Below are 24,045 nucleotides of genomic sequence, written 5' to 3'. Positions count from 1 at the left end.
TATGGTGCGGGTGGAGGGACTTGAACCCCCACAACTTGCGTTACCAGAACCTAAATCTGGCGTGTCTGCCAATTCCACCACACCCGCGATTTTTCTAACCATATATTGCGCATGTAGCGCAATTATAGGTTTCGGGCAACCCTGAATCCGTCTTCTATAGCACGATTAAGATCATTTTATGAGAAAAAAAGAGCCTTATGATAAGATTGAGGTAAGCAGGCTGCCAAATCTTCTGCCCTTGGAAGAAAACCTGCCAGTTTTCCACACTCTCCATGGATCCAGACCGCAGCACAGGCGGCATCCCATACGGGCATACCTGCTGCTATCAGTGCGGCCACAACCCCGCTCAAGATATCCCCAGAACCCGCTGTACCCACAGCAGAAGGGGCGTTATGATTAAGAGCAGCTCGCCCATCTGGAGCGGCTATAACAGTATCTGCCCCTTTTAATAACACAACAGAATCAATTTTCTGTGCAACAATTCTCGCCGCCTCAACCTTATCCGCTACAGCATGAACAAGGGGACCAAAAACTCTGGTAAACTCTCCAATATGCGGCGTTATTACACTTACCCCTCGTAGGTTTTGCACTATTTCACTTGTACTTTTGCCAGCAAAAGCAGTTAAGGCCCCAGCATCAGCAACAATATTCTTCCCATGGCCAATTAACAGGGGGAGGATTTTTTTTACTTCCCGAACCGTAAGCCCAGGGCCACACACCCATGTCTTTTGGCGTTCATCTGCTACCTGCCCTTTGATTGGCATCCCATCAACAATAATACCAGGATCCTCATGGTTAAACAATTTTACATGGTCCCGGGCGGCTATCCTTACCAAGCCAGCCCCTGCACCCCTTGCCCCTCGAGCAGATAACCGTGCAGCTCCTGGCATAGTCTGCCCTCCACACACTGTGACCAGCCCTCTGCTATATTTATAACTGTCTATTTTTAACGTAGGAAGAGTCCATAAACATGGATCATTTTCCCACAAATTAATGGTTATTTCATTAAAAACCGTAGCGGGAATCCCAATATCATACACCTCAAGAGCACCGATATGTGCGCGGCCTGGGAGTAAAAAATGCCCAGGTTTTGGCCGAAAGAATGTTATAGTAAGGTCTGACATGGGGGCATAGCCCAGAATCTTTCCTGTCTTTCCATCAAGACCTGAAGGAATATCCACAGAAATACATTTTTTGGCAGCCTTAAGAAGATTTGCATCCTCTTCTGACAAAGCACGTGTTAACCCTGCTCCAAATAAGGCATCCACCACCAAATCAGCGGCGGCTACCTCTTCTACCGTATAGGAAGCCATTCGCCCCTTCCATCGAGAGGCTGCTAGGGCTGCCTCACCATGGACAGGAGCCCTATCATGATAATGCGCTACCGATATTGGCCACCCTTTTTCAGCAAGATAACGCGCAGCAACATATCCATCACCCCCATTATTGCCAGGGCCACATAAAACAAGGGTATGACACGGGCGATAACGTTTATGGAGAGCATTGGCAATGGCCCAGCCGGCTCTACCCATTAAATATTCAATAGAGACGGTTCGGCTGGCCAGAGAATCTATGATTGCCATTTCTGCAGGAGTGGGAAGAACATTTTGAGGACAAAACTGTTTCATTAAACTTGCCAATCATAAAATACTGTAAAAACAGGAGGTTAAAACGCCTAACCTTACAGGAGGGTTGTCATAAAACTTTCCCAAAAAAGCGTTCTCTATAAGATGATCAAACAATTCGTATTTTACATCTGCCAAGATTAACATATAACGACCACATGCAAAATTATTTATGGAGCAACTTATGCAAGGTTCACCCTTATGGAGCTTAATCCTCTTCCTGCATATCCTATGCATGACCTTATGGATTGGTGGTGGGTTCTATGCCATCTATGTTCTGCGACCAAGCCTTACCCTTTTGGAAAAAACACAACAGGCTTCTGTACATTTGCAAACCCTTAAGCGTTTTTTCTTTCTTTTATGGCATGTTATTCCCCTTACCCTTCTCAGTGGTTGGGCAATGATTATTCATATCGGGGGGTTTAAAAATCTTTACTGGCCCATTAATGCCATGCAAGGGTTAGGACTCCTGATGGGTATTATTTTTGCCATCATGTTTTTTGGACCCTACAAAAAAACACGGCGCGCCATTCGCCCACAACCAGCTGATTTTGCAAAAATAAGGAAGCTTACAATATTAAATATCCTCCTTGGTTTCCTGACTATTTTAATGGCTGTATGCAGCAGACCCTTTTAGCATCTTCAAGCCTTTTATGATGATAAAGCCTCTGGCAAGGAGGCATGGAATATTCATACAGGGCTAGGTTCTACCGAAGTTTTAATATCATCCAAAACCGGGACCTTACCGGCATTGAGATGCAGTGCGGTATTAATTAAAGCCAGATGAGAAAATGCTTGAGGAAAATTCCCTACCAGCCTTTTCAGCTTTACATCATACTCTTCTGAAAGCAGCCCTAATTCGTTACTGATAGAGAGAACACGCTCAAATAACTCTACTGCTTCTTGCTTTCTGCCCTGCAATATATACACATCTACCAGCCAAAAGGAACAGGCTAAGAAAACCCCCTCATCCTGCCCATCCAATCCATCTACACCTGTCTCTGGGCGATAACGCTGAACAAAACCATCCACCAGAAGCTCTTTCTCTATGGCAGAAACAGTTCCCTGAATTTTGGGGTCCGTAATAGGCAAAAAATTTACAACAGGAAGAAGCAGCAAGGTCGCATCTAACTCACTTCCTCCGTAAAATTGTACAAAGCTATTCTTATCCTTATCAAATCCTTGTTCACAGACTTGTTGATGAATGCGATCCCTAATGGCTTTCCATCGTTCTATAGGAGCCTCTAGACCATATTGGATAGCATCATGAATAGCCCGATCAAAAGCAACCCAGCACGACACTTTGGAAAAAGTAAAATGCTGCCGTTTTTCTCTAATCTCCCACATTCCCTCATCAGGGAGGTGCCAGATATGCTCTAAATATTTCAACAGATTCAGCTCAAAATACCAATCCTCATCCGGAGAGCGTAACCCTGTTTTACGGCTAAGATGCAAGACCATGGCCATCTCTCCGGCAATATCAAGCTGTATTTGCCCTGCTGCGCCATTCCCTATACGCACAGGCAGAGAATTTTCATAACCGGAAAGCCATGGAACTTCCCATTCATTAAGCTGTCTTTCTCCACGAAGCCCATACATAATTTGGCTTTGCGCAGGTGTTCCTGCTATCGCCCTTCTAAACCATCCTCTCCAGCTATCGGCCTCTTCATGATAGCCGCATCGAATCATAGCGATAAGTGTGAGAGTAGAATCCCTTAGCCAGCAATAACGGTAATCCCAATTGCGGCTTCCCCCAATAGTTTCTGGCAAAGATGTGGTTGGAGCAGCAACAATCCCTCCTGTAGGCTCGTAAATCATGGCTTTTAGAACCAAGAGTGAACGCATAACCTCTTTTTGATAAAGCCCCTCATAATGGCATCGCTCGGACCACTCCTGCCAGAATTTCTTTGTTTTTTTAAAAGAGTCCTCGACATTAAAAGCAGGAGGAATACTTCTATAAGAAGCAGAAGTAGAAAGAGTAAAAACCGCCTTTTCACCGGTATTGAGTGTAAATAAAGAGACTGTTGAAAAGTTTTTACCCTCAAGCGGTACACTACTGCGCATGACACATTGCTGCGGGCCGGCTACAGCCTTTATAGCGTAACCTTCTTCACACTCAAGCCGGCTGACCCAAGGAATGGAGCGACCATAATCAAACCGAAGGCGCATTTGGTTTTCTACAACGGCCTTCCCTTTTTTGCATTCCACAATCCGAACAATACTTGAATGTGAATTTCCTATCGCCATAAAGTCTATAATTGAGAATGTATTCCCATCAGAAGAAGTAAAGACTGTTTCAAGAATATTCGTATTTTCATGATAAAAACGAGAAGGCTGCCACTCCTGACCAAGCTCGGATACTGGCATAATCTGCCAGTGACCATTTTCTCGATTTCCTAACAAGGCTGCAAAACAGGCAGCACTATCAAACCGTGGCCAGCATAGCCAGTCGATAGAGCCGTTCAACCCAACCAGGGCACAACTATGCCCATCACCAATCATTGCGTAATCTTCTATGAACAAGGCTGGGGAAGCCATCAACTCTTTCCTTCAGAGGGTTTTTCTTTAACGAATCTCAAAATATTATCAAATAAAGAAGGCCACCAAAAAATAAACTTTTAATGAACCCGTCATCGGGGTATTTTTCATTATCGTTGTCAAGTCAATAAGCGTTTTTCATATTGTAGCCTATTCAAGCATAATGTATAAAAACTAACAACGTACCAAAAATTCATTCTTTCCATTTTCCACTTCGTTATTCTGAGACCGGCTTGAATATTTTCCTTTTCTATAAAAATACATTCAAAATATGCAGCATTATGCATTTTATAAGAACAAGCAAAACTATAATTAGTCAATATTTAACGATCTGTATTATCTCCGGATTTCAGAGCATAAAGAATGGAGCAGTCATTTGGTAAACAAACCATCGGAAAAAAAATTGGCCCCTTCCCCATCTGAAAAGCAAAAAAACAAAACCATTTCGTTCAACGATCTTGAGCTTTCTGCCCCACTTTTACAAGCTATTGAAGAAATCGGTTATAAAACCCCCACGGAGATTCAAGTCCAGGCTATACCTGCCATTCTTATGGGCCGGGATATTTTAGGTGTGGCCCAAACTGGAACCGGAAAAACAGCCTCTTTTACTCTTCCCTTGCTTGAAATCCTCTCCGGCTCACGGGCTAGGGCCCGCATGCCGCGCTCTCTCATTCTTGCCCCCACCCGTGAGCTTGCTCTACAAGTTGCTGAAAATTTCCAACAATATGGGCGTTATACAAAACTGACCCATGCCCTCCTCATCGGAGGAGAAAGCATGACTGACCAAAAAGAAACCCTCAATAAAGGGGTAGATGTGCTTATCGCAACACCAGGGCGGTTGCTAGACCTTTTCGAACGAGGCGGTTTACTCCTCAATCAAATTCGTGCCTTGGTTATTGACGAAGCCGATCGTATGCTGGATATGGGATTTATCCCTGATGTTGAGAAAATTATTAACTTGTTGCCTACCACCCGCCAAACGTTATTATTTTCTGCAACCATTGCTGACGAAATTAAAACCCTGGCCGATAAATTTCTGTTCTCTCCCTTAGAAATCACCATAGCCAGCAGTGCCTCTGTTGCCTCCACCCTCACAGCGAAAGCCATTCATGTAACGCCGAGGCAAAAAAACGATGTAATAAAAATCCTTTTGGAGCAAGAAAACATCCAAAGTGCGATAACATTTTGCAACCGCAAAAGAGATGTGGATATTCTTGTACGATTTTTAAGGAAAAATAATTTCTCTGCCCAGGCTCTTCATGGTGACTTAACGCAGTCCTTGCGGACATCAACTTTGGAAAAGTTCCGCACGGGAGACATTAAAATCCTTATTTGTTCTGACATTGCAGCCCGTGGAATCGATGTAGATACCGTATCGCATGTCTTTAATTATGATCTTCCACGTCATCCGGAAGACTATGTTCATCGTATCGGTCGCGCTGGCAGGGCTGGAAGAACAGGATATGCCTATAGTCTTGTAACCGATTTAGACCAAAAAAGCCTCCTTGCCATTGAAAAACTTATTGGGACCAAAATTGAATTTATCGACATAGAGGAAATTAAGCCAAGCCTACAGGATACACCCCCCCAACAAAGGGAAAAAGCAAGATCTCATAGTTCGCACCGTACATCATCTTCTCCACGCCGCGAACCTGCGCATTCAGCAAGAATCTCTTCTAGTCCAGATCCTCTCGCTAACGAAGAGGTACAAAACCGAGGAGATGGTTCTGAAACGATCAGAGGGTTTGGTAATATGATACCCTCTTTTATGTTAAGAAGCCCGATTTCTCTGCGCGCTCTTCCCAATAATGAAATAGGTGAAGCTTTACCGGACGAACAGGAAAAATTACCTGCACATGAAGAGAGCGAGGAGTCTCATCAGGAGCCCCTTCTTGAGGAGGTCTCAGAAATCCCCCCTCGTAGATCTACAAAAAGATCTTACCGCAGACGATATTCACGCCGATAACTGCGTGTTCAAAAGCATAATTTTTCTGATTTCCAAAAAATGAGTCATCAAAAAAGGTCCTCCACACTCAAAGGCCACGTCATCTCTATGGGTGGAGAAGGCGATGGTCTGGTCCAAACAGAAGAAGGCGCTTTTTATACTCCTTTTGTTATTCCTCAAGAAGTGGTTCAAATACAGCCTATTTCCAGTAAAAAAGCCCTTTTAGTGGAAATCATTCATCCCTCCTCTCAAAGAGTTACTCCTGTTTGTAAGCATTTTAGTGTCTGTGGAGGGTGCTCTTTACAGCATATCTCACGCCCGTCTTCCCTTCTTTGGAAGCAAAATGTTGTTCAAGCGGCACTCTCTCATTTCCCCATTCAGACTATTCCTCTGCAAGAGTATCAAACCCAGCCTTATCAAAGGCGGCGGATGGATCTTGCCGTAACCCGTTTACAAAACAATATGTTAGCGATTGGCTTACATAAAAGAAATACTAAGGATATTCTTAATTTAATGGAATGCCATGTATTACAGCCTGAACTTTTTGAAATTACCAAAACAATAAACCCAGTTTTACAAAAATGTTCTGCTATTAAAAAACAAGCCAGCCTAGTGGCTAACCATCTCACGAGTGGAATAGATCTCCTTTTAAAAACAGATGCCCCCCTGTCCACACAGGATAGAGCCCTTCTTATTGAGTTTAGTAAGGCCCACTCTTCCCTTAATCGACTATCATGGGCACTTTCGCCCAATAAAGGATACTTTTTTGGAGAGTCCATCATTGAGCCTACTCGCCCAGCTCACATCCTAAATAATATTCGCATAACCCCACCCGCGGGGGCCTTCTTACAGGCAACAGAAGATGCTGAGCAAAAAATCAGCCATATCGTTGCTAGCATGCTTCAATCTATCAAAAAGAAAAAACGTATTATTGAGTTTTATGCTGGCTGTGGAACCCTGACTTTTCTACTCGCTCACTATGGGCAAGTTACAGCCTACGAAGAAAACACAGAGGCATTACAAAGTTTGAGAGAAGCTGCACAAACAAATCAGCTCAAAATACAAGCCATTCAACGTAACCTCGAACGCCAGCCTCTTTTAGCAAAAGAGCTAGAGAAAAAAGCCGATGTTATTTTACTCGATCCTCCTTATGCGGGAGCAGTTCATCAAATCGAGTTTATCGCCCAATCCAACGTTAAAAATATTATTTATGTAAGTTGTAACCCCTATACTCTTAAAAAGGATTCCGAGATTCTCAAACAGCATGGCTATTCTTTAAAGGAAATCGCTGTTATTGACCAATTTTTATGGTCTGCCCAAATGGAGATTATCTGCCATTTTTATAAATAGCTTATTGAGGAGAAAGCTCAATTTTTAAAAAACATTTTCAACATTCACCACTTTTCTGTTTCCTTAAGGGAAAAGTGAAAAAATGACATTTTAGACGTGAAAGCTTTCCCCGCATCCACACCGACTTTTTTCATTAGGATTATTAAAGACAAAACCTGATGATAAATCATCTTCCTGATAGTCCATAACTGTCCCAATGAGAAATAAAGTGGCCTGACGGTCTACCAAAATCGTCATTCCCTTATCAGTAACAATCTCATCATTCTCGCTAGGCTTTTCAACAAACTCCATTTCATATTTCATACCCGAACAGCCTTTGGTAGAAATATAAATCCGTAAAGTTTTCCCAGTATGATCAGACTGATAAAGAACCTTAAGGCGTTCAGCAGCAGCCTCCGATAATTGCATGAGCGGGGGAAGAGAACGCTTAGGCGCTGTGGCTTGTGCTTTTTGTATTGTCATTTAAGAGACTCCTTAATTCAGAAAGAATCGTTAGAACATGTTCAAAGCCAGGCGGGCATCCTCGCTCATCCGTGACATATCCCAAGGAGGATCCCAAACAACCTCAACTTCAGCTTCTACCACCTCCTCAAGATGTTCAAGAGCCTCCTTAACCTGCACGGGTAGCTCTTGCGCGCTGGGGCAACCCGGTGCCGTTAAAGTCATGGTGACTTTCACTTTTCCATTATCATAAAGGTCAATCGTGTAAATGAGCCCTAATTCGTAAATATTCACAGGTATTTCGGGGTCATACACAGAAGAAATAGCTTCTATCACCCGCTCTTCACTGACAACGGAAAAGTTCCGTTCGGGCTGAATTTCTCCTTCTGGCGTCCAAGAAGTATGTTGAACAGAACGAGAGTCTGGATCTGCCTTAGAGGGGTCTTCATCATGAAAAAAGCGATCAAACCCTTTTGCCTCTTCAGTAGGAGCTTGATCGGCCTTCTGCATTGCGGAAAGGTCTCCTTGCGAGGTATGTAATGAGCTATTTTGATCCATAAGATCTCCCTCCCGGTTTTTCCGGTGTATTTTGAACACCCAGTGCCGACAATAAAGCAAACCAGGATAATGTGGCACAATTGATACGTGCCTTATAATGATATAGGGGTGCAAAACCAGAATACAAATCCCCTTCTGCAGGAGAAGTTCCACTGATAATAATATTTTGAAAGTGGGTAAACTCTTTTTGTATTTCAGGCAAGCTCAGCCCCACAACCTTTTCTGCCATAATATCAGCCGCAACCTTACAGATAAGGCACCCTTCAGTAATGTGCTGAATTTTTTCGATTTTTTCCTCTGAGCAAAAAAGATTAATCTGCACAAAGTCGCCACATAAAGGATTCTTTGCCTGACCCATTTTATTTACCTGGGGTAACTCCTGCTTAAAAAGGGGGTGATTGGCCCTTTTTATTAACAGGGATTGATAAAGATCTTCATGGGCCATTTTCTTTTCTTACCACTCAATGGCCATTACTGAAGAAGAGTACGTATCTGTAAAAGAGTTTTTGCCAGTGTCTCTATTTCCTCATGGGTATTATATAAACCAAAACTGGCCCTTGCTGTCGCAAAAACCCCTAAACGCTTCATCAACGGTTCGGCACAATGCTGCCCTGCTCTGATGGCTATTCCGTTTTTATCCAGCAATGTTGCCATATCATGCGGATGAACTCCTTCCATCACAAAGGAAATAACCCCTCCCCGTTTTGAAGCAGAACCCAATATTTTAAGGCTGTTAATTTGGCTAAGCTTTTCTATTGCGTAGGAGAGTTGATAACGCTCGATATTTTTTAACGTTTCAAAACCTATTTCTTCTACATAGTCAATCGCAGCCCCCAGAGCAATGACTTCAGCGATAGCTGGAGTACCAGCCTCGAATTTATGAGGAATATCTGCCCAGGTCGTGTGTTCAAAACTTACAGAAGAAATCATGTCACCCCCCCCCATAAAAGGGGGCATGGCGTGGAGAATTTCAGAGCGAGCCCATAATACACCCACCCCTGTTGGGCCATAAAGCTTGTGGCCTGTAAATGTATAAAAATCCACATCCAGGTCGGTCACATGAACAGGGAAATGTACAACAGACTGGCTTCCATCCACCAATATTTTAGCCCCAGCGGCATGAGCAAGAGCAGCATAATGCTGAATATCGACAATGGTGCCCAAAACGTTGGACATATGGGTTAAGGCAACAAGAGCCACTTTTCCATCACTGAGCAAGGTTTTAAAGGCCTCTTCATCCAATTCACCACAATCGGTAATAGGGGCAACCCTTAACTCTATGCCAACCCTGTCTCTCAGTAACTGCCAGGGTACAATATTGGCATGATGTTCCATCTCCGAAATCACGATCGCCTGGCCAGGCTTCAGTAATGACCCATAACTATAAGAGACGAGATTAATGGCTTCAGTGCTATTTTTAGTAAAAATAATTTCCTGTGAGGTGGGTGCCCCTAAAAAACGGGCCACTTTCTGTCTACTTTCCTCATAGGCCTGTGTTGTTTTTTCACTCATCCAGTGCAAACCCCGGTGGATATTGGCATACTGGCTGGTAAAAACCGCCCTGAGGGCTTCTATGACTTTAACAGGCTTTTGGGCCGACGCAGCACTATCGAGGAAAACAAGCGGCTTGCCATGCACTTTTTGTGCGAGAATAGGAAAGTCTTTCCTTAATTGAAGAATTTTACCTTCAATATCATTTTGAACAGGATCCGTCATAAAAGTCATTATTCTAAGCCTGTGGACAAGGAAAAATGATCCAGAAAAGCCCTAAGTTCTTCATTTTCAATAAGGTCAAAAGCTTCTGTAACAAAAGCTGAAACCAGTAAGTTACGGGCCTCTTCCAAGGGTATTCCTCTTGAGCGAAGAAAAAATAGCTGTTCTGCATTCAGGGCACCAACCGTAGCCCCATGAGAGCACTTTACATCATCGGCATAAATTTCCAGCTCTGGCTTGGCATCTATCTCCGCTATGTCAGAGAGGAGCAAGGCTTGGTTCATTTGATAACCATCTGTTTTTTGGGCTGCACGATCCACATAGATTTTGCCCTGAAAAATCCCTTTGGCTTTTCCAGAAATAACATTCTTAATCGTCTGACGAGAAGCGGTATGCGGGGCCATATGGGCTATATAACTTGTAATATCTGCCTGTTGGGTATTACGAAGAACCTGAACCCCATTCACATGAGCTTTGGCATGCTCCCCAGCGAGAATGACTCTAACCTCGTTACGATGAAATTCTCCCCCTTTTAAGCACAAAAAGCTATCATACACCCCATGCTCTGCGACATAGGCATACACTCCCCCAAAGCCTCTGGCACTGGAAGAGTGGTCAAACAATCGGACATGATGAAAAGAAGCACCTTTTTCTACCTTAATAGTCAAAAACGGATGATGACCATAACTGCCCTCTCCTGAAGCCACCTCAACCATTTCAAGCGATGAGCCTTCCTCAAGCGTAATGGCATAATGGGTATGGCTAACCACATTTTCCTTGCGAGCATCTTGTAGATCTGCCAGAAAAAGCTTTTGATGTGCAGCCCCTTTGGGAATTCGGATATGAATAACCTGACGAGCCAATAAAATATTGAGAAGGTAAAGGGTATGAACCTTACTGGGACTTTCAGTCTGCCACCAAGCTAACGCTTCCTTCTGAGAGCACGGCTCTTCAATGAAGACAAGAATATCACGATGACTTGGCCTGATAGGCTCCCCAACCTTGCCATTGAGAACAACAAGCTGGGTAGCTTCTTGTAAAAAAGTAAGAGAATTATAACGCTCAAGCTGCTCCGTTACCCATTTCTCCTGAATAGAAGAAGAGTGCGTTTTTTGGAAAAATCCATCAAGCTTGTGAAGAGATGTATATTTCCAACTCTCATAGAGTTCTGGCAAAAACGCGGAGCTATGCAACTGCTGGATGATATCGTGCACAGCACCTGACTCTAGAGAGGCATGATTTTTTAACTCTTCTTCCCATTTGTCTATCTGGGAAACAAAAGCTGCTTGTTTGGCGTTCATGCCATTTCCTCTTTCAAGAAGCGATTATACCCCTCCTGTTCCAGCTGCTTGGCAAGCTCTGGACCAGCTGAGTGCACAATTTTCCCCTGCGCCATAATGTGGATACGGTTAGGTTCCAGATAATCCAAAAGACGTTGATGATGAGTAATGATCAGGGCTGAAAAATGTTCGGACTGCAGACGCCCTATCCCGCCTGCCACAATACGTAAGGCATCAATATCCAACCCGCTATCTGTTTCATCCAATATAGCAAAGGAAGGCTCAAGCAGGCTCATTTGCAAGACTTCATTGCGCTTTTTTTCTCCTCCAGAAAATCCAACATTGACCATGCGTTTTAGCATGTCTTCAGGCATGGCCAGTTCTTTAGCCTTCGCACGAGAAAACTTTAGAAAAGATATAGCATCGAGCTCTTCTTGCCCGCGTGCTTTTCTGACAGCATTCACAGAAGTACGCAAAAAATTGGCGTTGTTAACCCCAGGAAGCTCCACCGGATTTTGAAAGGCCAGAAAAACACCGGCTGCGGCACGCGCTTCCGGCTCAAGACTTAATAGGTCTTGCCCCTTGAAAAGCACTTCCCCATCAGTAATCTCATAATCTTCCTGGCCTGCCAAAACACTGGCCAAAGTAGATTTACCCGACCCGTTCTGCCCCATAATGACATGGATTTCACCTTCTGGAATACTCAGATTTACCCCTTTGAGAATAGGTTTTTCTGGCTCGGCCTCTGCAACACGGGCATGTAAGTTTTTAACTTCTAGCATGTGATTTTTGCTCATACTCTCATTCCTATCCCACGCTGCCTTCCAAGCTGATTTCCAAAAGTTTTTGGGCCTCTACAGCAAATTCCATCGGCAGCTCTTTAAGAACTTCACGGCAAAACCCATTCACAATAAGACCAATGGCATCTTCCTCAGAAAGCCCACGCTGGCGGCAATAAAACATTTGCTCGTCAGAGATTTTAGACGTGGTAGCCTCATGCTCTATCGTCGATGTCATATTTCTATTTTCTATATAAGGTACTGTATGCGCTCCACACTCACTTCCAATTAGCAAGCTATCACACTGTGTAAAATTACGACTATTGGCTGCCTTGGGCATCATCCGAACCAAACCCCGATAAGTACTATCTGAATGGCCGGCACTAATAGTTTTGGCAATAATGGTGGAACGTGTATTACGGCCAAGATGGATCATCTTCGTTCCTGTATCCGCCTGCTGGTAGTTATTTGTAACCGCTACCGAATAAAACTCTCCAACTGAACCTTCCCCTTGTAAAATACATGAAGGATATTTCCACGTTACAGCTGAGCCGGTCTCTACCTGAGTCCAGGAAATTTTGGCTCTGGCTCCACGGCAGGCTCCACGTTTGGTAACAAAATTGTAAATTCCACCATTCCCCTCTGAATCCCCTGGATACCAGTTCTGAACAGTGGAATATTTGATGGATGCGTCTTCCATGGCAATTAATTCTACCACAGCAGCATGAAGTTGGTTTTCATCACGTTGGGGTGCTGTACACCCTTCGAGATAAGAAACGGAGCCACCATCTTCTACAATAATCAGAGTTCTCTCAAACTGGCCGGTATTGCGTGCATTAATACGGAAATAGGTGGAAAGTTCCATGGGGCACCTTACCCCTTTAGGGATATAAACAAAGGAACCATCCGTAAAAACGGCTGAATTTAAAGCCGCGTAATAATTATCTGAAACAGGAACGACACTGCCCAAATATTTCTGCACCAGCTCAGGATATTGAATGACTGCCTCAGAAATGGGGCAAAAAATAACTCCAGCTTTCTCAAGCGTTTCCCGAAAAGTGGTTGCTACGGATACACTATCAAACACTGCATCCACAGCCACACTCACGGAAGGTTTGCCTACCCCCTCCAGCTGTGCTCCTTCTACCCCTGCCAATACCGCCTGTTCTTTTAAGGGAATACCAAGCTTTTCATAAGTTTTAAGCAGCTCAGGATCAACCTCATTGAGAGATTTGGGAGCATTTCTTTTCTTGGGGGCTGCATAATAATGCAATGCCTGAAAATCAATCGGGGGGTAATGCACCTTTGCCCATTGAGGCTCTTCCATGGCTTTCCACGCAGAAAACGCTTTAAGACGCCATTCAAGAAGCCATTGGGGCTCTTTTTTTCGATGAGAAATAAAACGAATAATCTCTTCATTCAACCCTTTTGGGGCGAAATCCATTTCAATATCAGTTTCAAACCCCCATTTGTAGGAAGACTCCCCCAAGGCTTGAACGGTGGCAACGGTTTGTGCTTCTGCAACCATAGAGACTATTTCTCACTTTTCCCTAATCAACTCTGGAACATCTTGTTCCTAATCTTTCTGACGACCCACAACATCCATAACCGGTTTTTTCATAACGCCAGGGCCGCAATGTTTTTCATCACAATACATCTCACAAGAGGCTTCTCCCCCACAGGAAAAAGAACATGCATCGTCATTGTTCTGCAAATTCCTCTCCCGCCCGAGAGCATCATGTTTTGACCGTGGTATAAAATAAAGGCTCATCTCAGCCAAGGTAATGGTATTCATAACCTTTTTTATCGCCTTATCGACAATATCCCACCCCCCATAAATCTGGCAGTTAGGATGAGCCTTACAGGGTTGGCCCTCTACACAGGCAGCAATATCAATATTTCCCTCTATAGCCTTAACAACCTGAGCAACAGTAATATGATAAAGTGGGCTTACAATCTTGTAACCACCATGAATCCCCCTTTTAGATGAAACCAGGCTTGAAAGGGATAAAATTTTTAAAACTTTTGCGACGGTGGGCTCTGGCACGTCTGTATGACGAGAAATGGCTGGAACTGTGCTCACACCCTCCTGTTCTGCAAGATGTGTTAGTATAATAACAGCATAATCAACAAGTTTTGATACCTTAAACATTTTATGCGTTACATCCAATACAAAACAGGTTAAAAAGGATAAGCTTTCAGCGTGGAATTTATACAGGACAAAAAAAGTCTTCTTTATTGAAATGGTTTTACCACGAGAAAGATCAAGACCCAAGCCCAAAACTTTATTTTTTTAAACTATTCTCTGTTCTTAACTCACACCACCACCAAAACAGAGATGCAGTAAAAGCGAAATCAAGAGCCCCGCCAAAAACCCCACAATTGTTCCATTAATCCGAACAAACTGCAGATCTTTGCCAATTCGCAGCTCAATTTTGCGGCTGGCGCGCTTGGCATCCCAATTTTTTACAACATCCCCCACAAAAATAATGAGCCATTCACGACAATATGGAAGGGTACCAAGAATGAGCTTATGGGCATTATTAACAATTTTCTCCTGTAAACCCTGATCTGTATCAAGCTGAGAAGAAATATGAAGCATCATGTCTTTTATGAGATGGTTAACCCATCCTTCTGAATTTTCAACATCTTCTGTAATCAAATGGCGAATTCGCCCCCAAATATCGTTTCCCCAACCCTTAACACTTTCGTGACTGATCACCGAGAGTATAGCGTCTCCTATTTCCTTTCCCCGTTCAGAATCTTTTTCTATACGAATAATCTCATTTCTGATCCACGCAGAAAAACTGTTTCTCAAGTCAGAATCGGCAGGATCAATACGGTCTACTTCTTCAGCCGCAGCGACAAGAACTTTTGTAGCGATAGATGAGCCAATCATCCATCCTAAAAAACGCCCCCCCTGCTCGCGTACACGCTCCTCAATCATCTGGCGCAAGGCCCCTTCCTTATTTTTAATGAAGGTTTTGGCCTGCATGAGCAAAAACGTCAGCACTTCCTGATGGTGATCTCCATCAACTAAGGCATGAAGGGCTTTTGCAACAATGGAAGCTGCCGATTCTCCGCTTAACAAACGCGGAAGGATTCGGCTAAATAGGGAGCCCGCCCGCCCATCCTCAAAACGGTCCAGCATATTTGGCATAGCGCTCGCTACCGCCCGGCTTACAGCATCAATAGCTGTAGGGCTTGCTAAAATGCGAGAAAGCACTCTGGGTAAGTCAATCTCTTTAAGGGTACGGCTTACCTCTTCCTCTGTAAAAAGCTGATTGGCGATAAAACGCCCTAAGCCTACCCCCAACCTGTTTTTCTGGGCAGGAAGAATAGCCGTATGAGGCAAGGGAAGTCCTAAAGGATGGCGAAAAAGGGCCGTAACAGCAAACCAATCTGCCAGACCACCAATAAAACCAGCTTTGGTACCGGCCTTTAAAACCTGCATCCATAAATCATTTTCCACTAACCCATATACGGTAACACTATATTCGACTATCGTCATAGTGCCCATAACCCCTAAAAGGCCCGTGGCTATGCGCTTATGGCGTTTAAGGGCTTTATAGGACTCTGCCTCTTCGTCGTAATTTTCTCGCATGCTAGCCTAATGTATGATTATGTTTTTCAAAATATTAAGGGGGTAGCTATTTTATATAGAACTAAAAATATAGCCTAAACTAATATTTTACCTTGCACATCCCAGGTTTTAAGAAATATTTATCCTGTGGACAACGCACACATTTACCATAATGGATGAGATTTAGCCAATGCATACACCCCCATCTTCCTTACCTATCCTGGATAAGCTTATTGCTTTTACTCAACAGGTAACAGATAAAAACGAGATTAACTATTCTGGCAATCCTATCCTTATGGTCAGCCATTATATTAGCCAACAAATGCTTTCGGGCCATATCTCTCTCGAAGAGATCGATAAGCTTATTGAACTATTGCGCGATAAGGCCTTTGTAAAACGGGCTCATCGCCTTCGCCATTATGTCAGTGCAGACGAAGCCGATAAAAACACACAAAAAACAACGCATGTTTTCAAAACATTCTTGGAAAGCCTTAAAGAGCGCTCCACAGATGGTAGCCCTGCACCCCTTTCTTTTACTACCTTCCAATCTGTTATCGAAAAAATACACTACGCTGCTGTTTTTACAGCACACCCTACCTTTGCCCTGGCTAATCCAGTATATGCCGAGCTTGCCCAAATTGCCTCCCAAAGTGAACAAGGCGGACCTGGTGCAAAATCGGCCTATATCCAGAAAAAACCTTTTTCCACCCATCGTCGTCATGCTCCGCCAACTCTGGAGGAAGAGTTCCGCCTCGCTAATGAAGCCATTTTAAGAGGCCGTAACAGCCTTGATCAACTCAATGAAACAATTTTCGGCCTGGCCAAGCAACACTGGCCAGAACAATGGCACACCCTTACTCCTTCTCCCATTGTACTCACCAGCTGGGTTGGATATGATACTGATGGCCGTGTAGATATCGGATGGTGGGATACCCTACGATTAAGGCTTCGCATGAAACATATGCAACTTAGCCGATTCTATGAGCAGACCTCCTCTATTCAGAAGGCTGCCCAATCTCTACGCAGTCGGTTAGAACTTGCCATGTCTACTGTGCAACAACAAATCGATAACTGCCCTTCTTCTGCCAATCCCAAAGAGGTTTCAACATTTGCTGAAATTCTGATCAAGCACCGGGAAGATGCAATCCTTAGCGCTGACAGTTTAAAAGAGCTCTATATCCAAACGGAAGAAAACCTTAAAACTCCTGAGGAGCAGTTAAGCTTTGCAATGGCCAAATCGGGTTTTATAAGCCACGGCTTGAGCATTGCCCACAGCCATGTCCGCCTTAACTCCCGACAGCTCCATAATGTTGCCCGTCAGCGTCTTGGGATTGTTGATAGCCCAGAAAACCCCATACACAGGCGCAGTATCCTGAGCAAAATCAACAACGAACTCGCTAATGTTCAGCCCGAAACGTCTGATTTTGGCTCTCTTATTCTCGAGCAAGCTTCAGCTGCACGTCTGATGATGACGGTGAGCAAAATTGTTAAACATATTGATACCACCAGCCCCATACGGTTTTTGGTGGCTGAAACAGAAAGCGGTTATACCCTTCTTGTTGCCCTGTGGCTTGCCAAGCTTTTTAATGTTGAAAAACACATTGAGATCTCCCCCCTCTTTGAAACCTATGATGCCCTGGTGCATGGGGCCCGTATTATCGAAGAAGCACTCCGCTCGTCCCACTGGCGGCACTATCTCCAAACCACTGGAAAACTCTGCCTTCAGTTTGGCTATTCTGATTCTGGACGATATGTGGGCCAAATGGCTTCAACCTACCTGATAGAGCGTTTGAAGCTCCAACTTGCCAACCTATTAAAACGCCATAATTTGCAAGATGTTCAACTTGTATTTTTTGATACACACGGAGAGAGCATCGGTAGAGGAGCGCATCCCTACCGGCTCGCCGATAGATTGAACTATCTTTCCCCACCCTATATGAGGCACGTTTTTGAAAAAAACAACATTACCTTTCGAGAGGAAAGTGCCTTCCAAGGAGGAGATGGCTACCTATTATTTGGTACCCAAATCCTTTCCAATTCAACAATTACCACCATTGTCGAACATATATTCCGCCCGACTATGCCGGTCGATGACCCTATCTACAACGATCCTGACTTTTCATCTGAGTTTTTCTCCTCAATTGAAGCCAACATGAATGGCCTTGTAGAGGATAAAGGCTATGCCGCCTTATTAGGTTCTTTTGGCCCCTCCCTCATTGATAAGACAGGGTCTCGCCCAAGCGCCAGGCAAAGCGATGGCAGTGCAGGAAGCATCCAAATCCGCCATCCGAGCGAATTGCGTGCCATTCCTAATAATGCCATTCTTCAACAAATGGGGTGGTGTGCTAATACCATACATGGTTTAGGTTCTGCAGCCTTGCGCAATCCAGAGAGCTTTCAGGAATTCATTCATAAAAGTGAACGTTTTCGTGTGGCCCTCGACTTTGTAGATCATGCTTTGAAACATTCTGATACGGAAGTACTTGGGGCAACCATTTTACTGTTTGATCCTGGTTATTGGCTTGAGCGGGCATCAAGCGAAAAAAATGAAGATCGAAAAATTACCAATATTGCCATTGCGCAAAAGCTTCAAAAACTCAATTTATGGTCTATTACCCAATCCATGTTCCACACCATACAAGCTGACCATCTCGCTCTAAGAATGGCATGGCCAGAAGCACCTTCCATGGCCGCAGAAGAACAGCTCCTTCATGCTTTAAGGTTAAGCCTTATCGAAAGGATATGGTCATTGGCCACCCATATTCCCTATTTTTCTCCACAATTTTCCGTAAATCGGGAAACTTTAGATGTCCAAATCTTTTATCTTAAAATTCCCACTGCTCTTGAAACCCTTTTAAGAATTTTTCCTCAAGGGACAGACAAAACCCTCACCCTTAATTTTTATGAACCGGCCTCACCGCAGCATGAAACGGCCTATAAAAGAGAAAATCTCGAAATTTTTCAGCCTATGGGAAAGATGTTTGATCAAATTAGAGAAATTGGTGTTGCCATTATGCATAACAATGGCTCTTTCGGATAAAAATACCCAATAATGTTCCATTATTCAAAATATACTGAGTAAAATACAAAATAAGTGTAATAACTTTATAACTACACAACAAAACTTACAAAGGTAACTTTATGCATTTCATTTATAGCCTTATCATAGGGTTTCTTGTTGGCCTTATCGCCAAGTTTCTTATGCCAGGAAGAGACCCTGGCGGGTTCATCATAACCATTCTTCTTGGGATAGCTGGCTCTTTTCTTGCTACATGGTTAGGCCAGCTTCTTCATTTTTACCACCCAGGAGATAAAGCCGGCTTTATTGCCTCAATCATCGGGGCAATTATTATCCTCTTTTTATATCGTAAATTTTTTAGCTCTCCTGGAGAAATCTCATAGCTATAAAAAAGCCGGTAAATTACCGGCTTTTTTATTACCCTATTCAAGAAAAAAGGCATTAGGCTGATTTAGTCATAATCTCATCAGCCACGTTCTTAGGAACAGGATCATAATGATGGAACTGCATGGTAAAAGATGCTCTTCCTTTTGTCATGGAGCGCAAATTAGAAATATACCCAAACATCTCCTTTAGAGGAACCTGAGCACGCACCATAACAGTTGAACCAGACGTTTCCTGTGATTGAATAATCCCACGCCTTCTGTTCAGATCACCCACAACATCTCCTACATGATCGTTCGGAGTGGTAATCTCAACATCCATAATAGGTTCCAGAATAACAGGGCCAGCTTTTTTCATTCCTTCACGGAAGCACGCTTTAGCAGCAATTTCAAAAGCCAGTGCAGAAGAGTCTACATCATGATATTTACCATCCAGAAGTGTAAACTTAAAATCTACCGTTGGGAACCCTGCCAACACACCAGTGGAGGCTTGATCACGAATACCCTTATCAACAGCAGGAATATATTCTTTTGGAACAGATCCCCCAACAACCTTATTTTCAAACTCGATTCCTTTATTACGCTCCTGAGGCACAAATTCAATTTTCACCTCAGCAAACTGCCCAGCACCACCAGACTGTTTTTTATGCGTATAAATTTCTGTATGTGGTTTGGAAATAGTTTCACGATAGGCCACTTGGGGTGCGCCCACATTGACATCAACACCATATTCACGGCGAAGCCTATCGATAATAATATCAAGATGAAGCTCACCCATTCCTGAAAGAATGGTCTGCCCAGTTTCCTGATCTGTCTTAAGATTCAGAGAGGGATCCTCAGCTGCAAGCTTTTGTAAGGCCAAGGTCATCTTTTCAACGGCATCTTTTGTTTTTGGTTCAACAGAAATATCAATAACCGGAACAGGGAATGACATTCTCTCCAAAATCACAGGGTCAGCCGCATCAGCCAAAGTATCTCCAGTCTTGGTATTTTTTAGCCCGACAAAGGCTGCAATATCACCGGCGTGAACCTCTTTAACTTCCTGGCGCTTATCTGCATGCATCTGGAATATACGCCCAATACGCTCTTTATGGCCTTGGGTTGTATTTAATACGGTATCCCCTGATTTTAAAACACCACGATAAACACGCACAAAGGTAAGGGTACCATATTTGTCGTTAATGATCTTAAAGGCCAAACCTGCAAATTTTCCATCCGGATCTACGGGAATAATAGGCAGGTTATTTTCGTCGATATCTTCCTCATCTTCTGGTGGAGCAATACGGATACCCTCTACATCATCAGGTGCTGGAAGATAATCTACGATCGCATCAAGAAGAGGCTGAACTCCCTTGTTTTTAAAGGCGGTACCACACAGAACAGGGCGAAATTCTCCAGTAATGGCCCCCCGTTTAATGCAGCGTTTAAGGGTTGCAACATCTACATCCCCTTTTTCAAAATATTCTTCCATGGCCGCATCATCCATGGCAAGGGCAGTATCAAGAAGAGTCTGGCGAGCTTCGGCAGCCTTTTCCTTCATATCAGCTGGGATTTCCTCATCATGGAATTTTGCTCCCAACTCTCCGCCTTCCCAGATGATAGCTTTCATCTCTACGAGGTCAACGACGCCCTGAAAATTATCTTCAATCCCAATAGGGAGTTGAAGGGGCACAGCAACGATATCCAGCTTCTCTTTCAGAGTATCAAAAGCACGATAAAAATCTGCCCCGACACGATCAAGCTTGTTGATAAAGATAATACGGGGCACGTTGTAACGGTCTGCCAAGCGCCAGTTTGTTTCAGACTGAGGCTGCACACCTGCCACACCCTCAATAATAAACACAGCTCCATCAAGCACGCGCAGAGAACGGTTGACTTCAATATTAAAGTCAATATGGCCTGGGGTATCAATAATATTGATACGATAGCCATTCCACTCACACGTCACCGCAGCGGATGTAATAGTAATCCCTCTTTCCCGCTCCTGATCCATATAATCAGTCGTGGTGTTTCCCTCATGGACCTCACCAATCCGGTGAGACATACCAGTATAGTAAAGTATGCGTTCTGTTGTTGTGGTTTTGCCAGCATCAATATGTGCTGTAATCCCGATATTGCGAATCTTCGAAAGGTCAGACACGAAGGGAAACCTCCAAAAAAGAATAAGGCGCGAAGAAGGAGTCTATCTTTTCGCGCCTGTAAAAACAAAATATTTTTTTCACTATCAACCCAGAAAGATATTCAAATATTAAAATTCCGATGAAAACAACAGAACATTTCTATCTACCTTCTGGTTTCAATGCTTTACAGGTTTATGGGCTTTACAGGTTTATAGAACCAAATGCGGTCTCTACCCTGCGGCTTGAGCCTTTTTCTCCTGAGCACGACGAATACGACGCTTGATCACCTGGGCCGCTAAGGGCAGCTTACGGTTAGGGGTAGAAAGCAGGAATGAATCCAACCCCCCGTTATGCTCAATAGTGCGCAAGCCATGTGTTGTAACGCGAAGCTTAATTGAAGCAGACAATATATCTGAATAAACAGATGTTTCATGTAAATTAGGCAGGAAACGTCTGCGGGTTTTATTATTGGCATGGCTGACGTTGTTACCACTCAACACAGCCTTACCTGATATCTGGCAACGGCGGGACATAATACCTTCCTCGGATTATTCTAGCCGAGGTGTATTACTCGGCAAAACCAACTAACTCTATTATGGCGGTTTATCACTAAAAAAACAGAACAAGTCAAGACAAAAGCGTAATTTTATTTACGAAAGACCCCAAAAAACGATCAGTTTTGCGCTTTTCCTTTAAAAACCTTTGCTTGATTTCTGTCAAAGCCAGCGGAGCATAAAACCTATGAATGATCCTGTTCCTTAATTTGGGCAGCCCACATGGCTGCATAAACGCCATTTTTGTGCAAAAGTTCGGTATGGGTTCCCTGTTCTATAATTTGCCCATCTTGAAGGGTAAGAATAAGATTGGCATTTACAATTGTAGAAAGCCTATGGGCAATAATAATGGTTGTGCGATGTTCTGCAATTTCATCCAGCGCCTGCTGAATATCTTTTTCAGTTCGTGTATCAAGGGCACTGGTTGCCTCATCAAGAATCAGGATACGGGGATTCTTTAAGATGGCACGGGCAATCGCCACACGCTGTTTTTCTCCTCCAGATAGCTTAAGCCCCCTTTCCCCAACCATCGTATTATACTGGTCTGGCATTCGCATGATAAAATTGTGAATATGGGCAAACTTGGCTGCCCCTTCAACTTCCTCCTGTGAGGCTGTCAGCCGCCCGTAGCGAATGTTATATTGGATGGTCTCATTAAATAAAACCGTATCTTGGGGAACAACGCCTATAGTCTCTCGTAAGCTTGCCTGCTTATAGTGGCGGATATCTTCCCCATCAATTGTAATAACTCCCTGATTAACATCGTAAAACCTAAATAAAAGCCGACTAATAGTAGACTTCCCTGCCCCTGTTGGCCCCACAATGGCCACGCGCGCACCAGGGGGCACAGAGAAGCTTATGCCCTTTAAAATCATCCTCTCGGGCTGATACCCAAACCAGACTGACTTAAACTCGATCGCCGCTGCGGGAGCCTCTCCTAAATGGGCAAGAAGAGTCTTTGCTCCGGCTTGATCCTCAATTTCAGCATGTTCTCCCAACAGAGAAAAGAGCTGTTCTAGATCAACAAACGATTGTCGAATAGAAGAATAGACTGACCCAAGAAAGTTAAGTGGCATATAGAGCTGAAGAAGATAAGTGTTGATGAGAACAAATTTTCCAATGGTAAAACGTCCTTCCCTTACCTCCTGCCCCGCCATAAGCATGGTAGCCATTAAAGCCAGGGCTATTATGCTCGCCTGGCCAAGATTAAGCCCACTTAGGGAATACTGGGTACGAATGGCCGCTTGCTCATAGCGGGCCTGGGCTTCATCATAGCGGGTGGCCTCATGCTCTTCGTTACCAAAATATTTAACAGTCTCATAATTCAGCAAGCTATCTACGGCTTTTCCGCTTGCCTCTGTATTAATCTGATTCATCTTACGCCTTATGGCAATACGCCAGGCTGTAAAACTAAAAGTAAAAACGATATAGGCACTCACAGCGATCACGATCACCATGGCGTAGCGCCAATTAAAAAGTTGCCAGATGACTCCCATCACAATGAGGGCTTCTATCAGGGTTGGAAAAATATTAAACACACCCAATCGCAAAATGGTCTCTATAGCCTCGGTTCCGCGTTCAATAATTCGCGATACCCCTCCCGATTGGCGATTATAATGAAACCTAAGGGAGAGTTTATGAAGATGAATAAAACTTTTTAATGCGGCCTTACGACTTATACGAAAACGCACAGGAGCAAAAAGGGCATCTCTAAGCTCTGCAAAGGCACTGGAGATCATACGCAGCAACGCATACCCAATAATAACCCCTGTAAGGCCCACCAGGAGAGTCTCCTGATAAGTGCGGTCATGGGCTAGAATATCAATAATATAACTATACACAAAAGGGACGTAAATAGTGGCAACCTTTGCTGCTATCATCAACAAGCAGGCCAACACGACCCTTAAACGCATGGAAAAATCGTCTTTTGGCCATAAATAGGGCACAAGATCCCATAAGGTAGACCAAGCCGTGACCGGCTTAAGTGGCTGGGTTTTAAACGCTGTTTTTTTTGAATTTCTAAGCATATTTCTCCCTATCTCCCCCGTAAGGCCCTTGTTATATCTCTTCCAGCATCCACATCCATGGTCATATAACAAGTTGTTCCCCATTAAGGAGATGGCACTCGCACTATAAATGGTGGCTTTTCTCGAAATG

At 43.8% G+C, this 24,045-nt stretch carries 19 protein-coding genes and 1 tRNA gene; 5 read left to right on the top strand and 15 right to left on the bottom strand.

Features of this window, described 5'->3' with window-relative positions; translation table 11 throughout:
* Window positions 1-2 precede the first annotated feature (2 nt).
* Together JGUZn3_RS08370 and JGUZn3_RS08365 are read right to left on the bottom strand one after the other, a co-directional pair.
* Window positions 3-87, bottom strand: a tRNA-Leu gene (locus JGUZn3_RS08370).
* Between the two features lie 89 nt (window positions 88-176).
* Window positions 177-1,628 (bottom strand): NAD(P)H-hydrate dehydratase, encoded by a 1,452-nt coding sequence (locus JGUZn3_RS08365; RefSeq protein ID WP_203413094.1) that lies wholly within the window; start codon window positions 1,626-1,628, stop codon window positions 177-179.
* A gap of 181 nt (window positions 1,629-1,809) precedes the next feature.
* On the opposite strand from JGUZn3_RS08365, the gene JGUZn3_RS08360 reads away from it, so the two are divergent.
* Complete coding sequence (locus JGUZn3_RS08360; protein ID WP_203413093.1) at window positions 1,810-2,262, top strand: CopD family protein; 453 nt, start codon at window positions 1,810-1,812, stop codon at window positions 2,260-2,262.
* 53 nt (window positions 2,263-2,315) lie between these two features.
* On the opposite strand, the gene JGUZn3_RS08355 is transcribed toward JGUZn3_RS08360, so the two are convergent.
* Window positions 2,316-4,163, bottom strand: a complete 1,848-nt coding sequence (locus JGUZn3_RS08355) for a glycoside hydrolase family 15 protein (RefSeq protein ID WP_203413092.1) — start codon at window positions 4,161-4,163, stop codon at window positions 2,316-2,318.
* Window positions 4,164-4,539: 376 nt separating this feature from the next.
* Between JGUZn3_RS08355 and JGUZn3_RS08350 the strand changes: the two genes are divergently transcribed.
* Both JGUZn3_RS08350 and rlmD read left to right on the top strand, forming a co-directional pair.
* Window positions 4,540-6,129 carry a DEAD/DEAH box helicase gene (locus JGUZn3_RS08350; protein WP_456305646.1) on the top strand — a complete coding sequence of 530 codons (1,590 nt, stop codon included), beginning with the start codon at window positions 4,540-4,542 and terminating at the stop codon, window positions 6,127-6,129.
* A gap of 39 nt (window positions 6,130-6,168) precedes the next feature.
* Window positions 6,169-7,458 (top strand): 23S rRNA (uracil(1939)-C(5))-methyltransferase RlmD, encoded by a 1,290-nt coding sequence (gene rlmD / locus JGUZn3_RS08345; RefSeq protein ID WP_203413091.1) that lies wholly within the window; start codon window positions 6,169-6,171, stop codon window positions 7,456-7,458.
* A gap of 90 nt (window positions 7,459-7,548) precedes the next feature.
* On the opposite strand, the gene JGUZn3_RS08340 is transcribed toward rlmD, so the two are convergent.
* The 9 genes from JGUZn3_RS08340 to JGUZn3_RS08300 form a co-directional block, all read right to left on the bottom strand.
* Window positions 7,549-7,920, bottom strand: coding sequence for a HesB/IscA family protein (locus JGUZn3_RS08340; protein WP_203413090.1), 372 nt, complete (start codon window positions 7,918-7,920; stop codon window positions 7,549-7,551).
* A gap of 30 nt (window positions 7,921-7,950) precedes the next feature.
* Window positions 7,951-8,409 (bottom strand): SUF system Fe-S cluster assembly protein, encoded by a 459-nt coding sequence (locus JGUZn3_RS12740; protein ID WP_203414878.1) that lies wholly within the window; start codon window positions 8,407-8,409, stop codon window positions 7,951-7,953.
* A gap of 34 nt (window positions 8,410-8,443) precedes the next feature.
* The gene (locus JGUZn3_RS08330; RefSeq protein ID WP_275402837.1) at window positions 8,444-8,902 is read right to left on the bottom strand and encodes an iron-sulfur cluster assembly scaffold protein; all 459 of its coding nucleotides are present in this window, start codon (window positions 8,900-8,902) and stop codon (window positions 8,444-8,446) included.
* 26 nt (window positions 8,903-8,928) lie between these two features.
* The gene (locus tag JGUZn3_RS08325; protein ID WP_203414877.1) at window positions 8,929-10,173 is read right to left on the bottom strand and encodes a SufS family cysteine desulfurase; all 1,245 of its coding nucleotides are present in this window, start codon (window positions 10,171-10,173) and stop codon (window positions 8,929-8,931) included.
* 8 nt (window positions 10,174-10,181) lie between these two features.
* Window positions 10,182-11,471, bottom strand: coding sequence for a Fe-S cluster assembly protein SufD (gene sufD, locus JGUZn3_RS08320; protein ID WP_203413088.1), 1,290 nt, complete (start codon window positions 11,469-11,471; stop codon window positions 10,182-10,184).
* Complete coding sequence (gene sufC, locus JGUZn3_RS08315) at window positions 11,468-12,247, bottom strand: Fe-S cluster assembly ATPase SufC (protein ID WP_203413087.1); 780 nt, start codon at window positions 12,245-12,247, stop codon at window positions 11,468-11,470. Before sufC ends, sufD begins: the two co-directional genes overlap by 4 nt.
* 10 nt (window positions 12,248-12,257) lie before the next feature.
* Complete coding sequence (gene sufB / locus JGUZn3_RS08310) at window positions 12,258-13,757, bottom strand: Fe-S cluster assembly protein SufB (RefSeq protein WP_203413086.1); 1,500 nt, start codon at window positions 13,755-13,757, stop codon at window positions 12,258-12,260.
* 48 nt (window positions 13,758-13,805) lie between these two features.
* Entirely contained in the window at window positions 13,806-14,381 is a 576-nt protein-coding gene (locus JGUZn3_RS08305; protein ID WP_203413085.1) for an SUF system Fe-S cluster assembly regulator, read from the bottom strand.
* Between the two features lie 159 nt (window positions 14,382-14,540).
* Window positions 14,541-15,833, bottom strand: a complete 1,293-nt coding sequence (locus JGUZn3_RS08300) for a DUF445 domain-containing protein (protein ID WP_203413084.1) — start codon at window positions 15,831-15,833, stop codon at window positions 14,541-14,543.
* Between the two features lie 169 nt (window positions 15,834-16,002).
* On the opposite strand from JGUZn3_RS08300, the gene JGUZn3_RS08295 reads away from it, so the two are divergent.
* Complete coding sequence (locus JGUZn3_RS08295) at window positions 16,003-18,852, top strand: phosphoenolpyruvate carboxylase (RefSeq protein WP_203413083.1); 2,850 nt, start codon at window positions 16,003-16,005, stop codon at window positions 18,850-18,852.
* A gap of 101 nt (window positions 18,853-18,953) precedes the next feature.
* A complete protein-coding gene (locus JGUZn3_RS08290; RefSeq protein ID WP_203413082.1) occupies window positions 18,954-19,214 on the top strand; it encodes a GlsB/YeaQ/YmgE family stress response membrane protein in 261 nt (86 codons plus the stop codon).
* Window positions 19,215-19,272: 58 nt separating this feature from the next.
* Here the strand turns inward: JGUZn3_RS08290 and fusA are convergent, their stop codons facing one another.
* From fusA to JGUZn3_RS08275, 3 genes are all read right to left on the bottom strand, one after another.
* Complete coding sequence (gene fusA / locus JGUZn3_RS08285; RefSeq protein ID WP_238996790.1) at window positions 19,273-21,354, bottom strand: elongation factor G; 2,082 nt, start codon at window positions 21,352-21,354, stop codon at window positions 19,273-19,275.
* Between the two features lie 210 nt (window positions 21,355-21,564).
* On the bottom strand, window positions 21,565-21,867 hold the full coding sequence (rpmB, locus tag JGUZn3_RS08280) for a 50S ribosomal protein L28 (protein ID WP_203413081.1): 303 nt from the start codon (window positions 21,865-21,867) through the stop codon (window positions 21,565-21,567).
* 206 nt (window positions 21,868-22,073) lie between these two features.
* The gene (locus JGUZn3_RS08275; RefSeq protein WP_203413080.1) at window positions 22,074-23,915 is read right to left on the bottom strand and encodes an ABCB family ABC transporter ATP-binding protein/permease; all 1,842 of its coding nucleotides are present in this window, start codon (window positions 23,913-23,915) and stop codon (window positions 22,074-22,076) included.
* Window positions 23,916-24,045: the final 130 nt, after the last annotated feature.

The organism is Entomobacter blattae (assembly GCF_014672835.1).
In the GTDB taxonomy this organism is placed as follows: Bacteria; Pseudomonadota; Alphaproteobacteria; order Acetobacterales; family Acetobacteraceae; genus Entomobacter; species Entomobacter blattae.
Note: the sequence above shows the minus strand (reverse complement) of the source record. Positions and strands in the feature narration are given on the sequence as shown.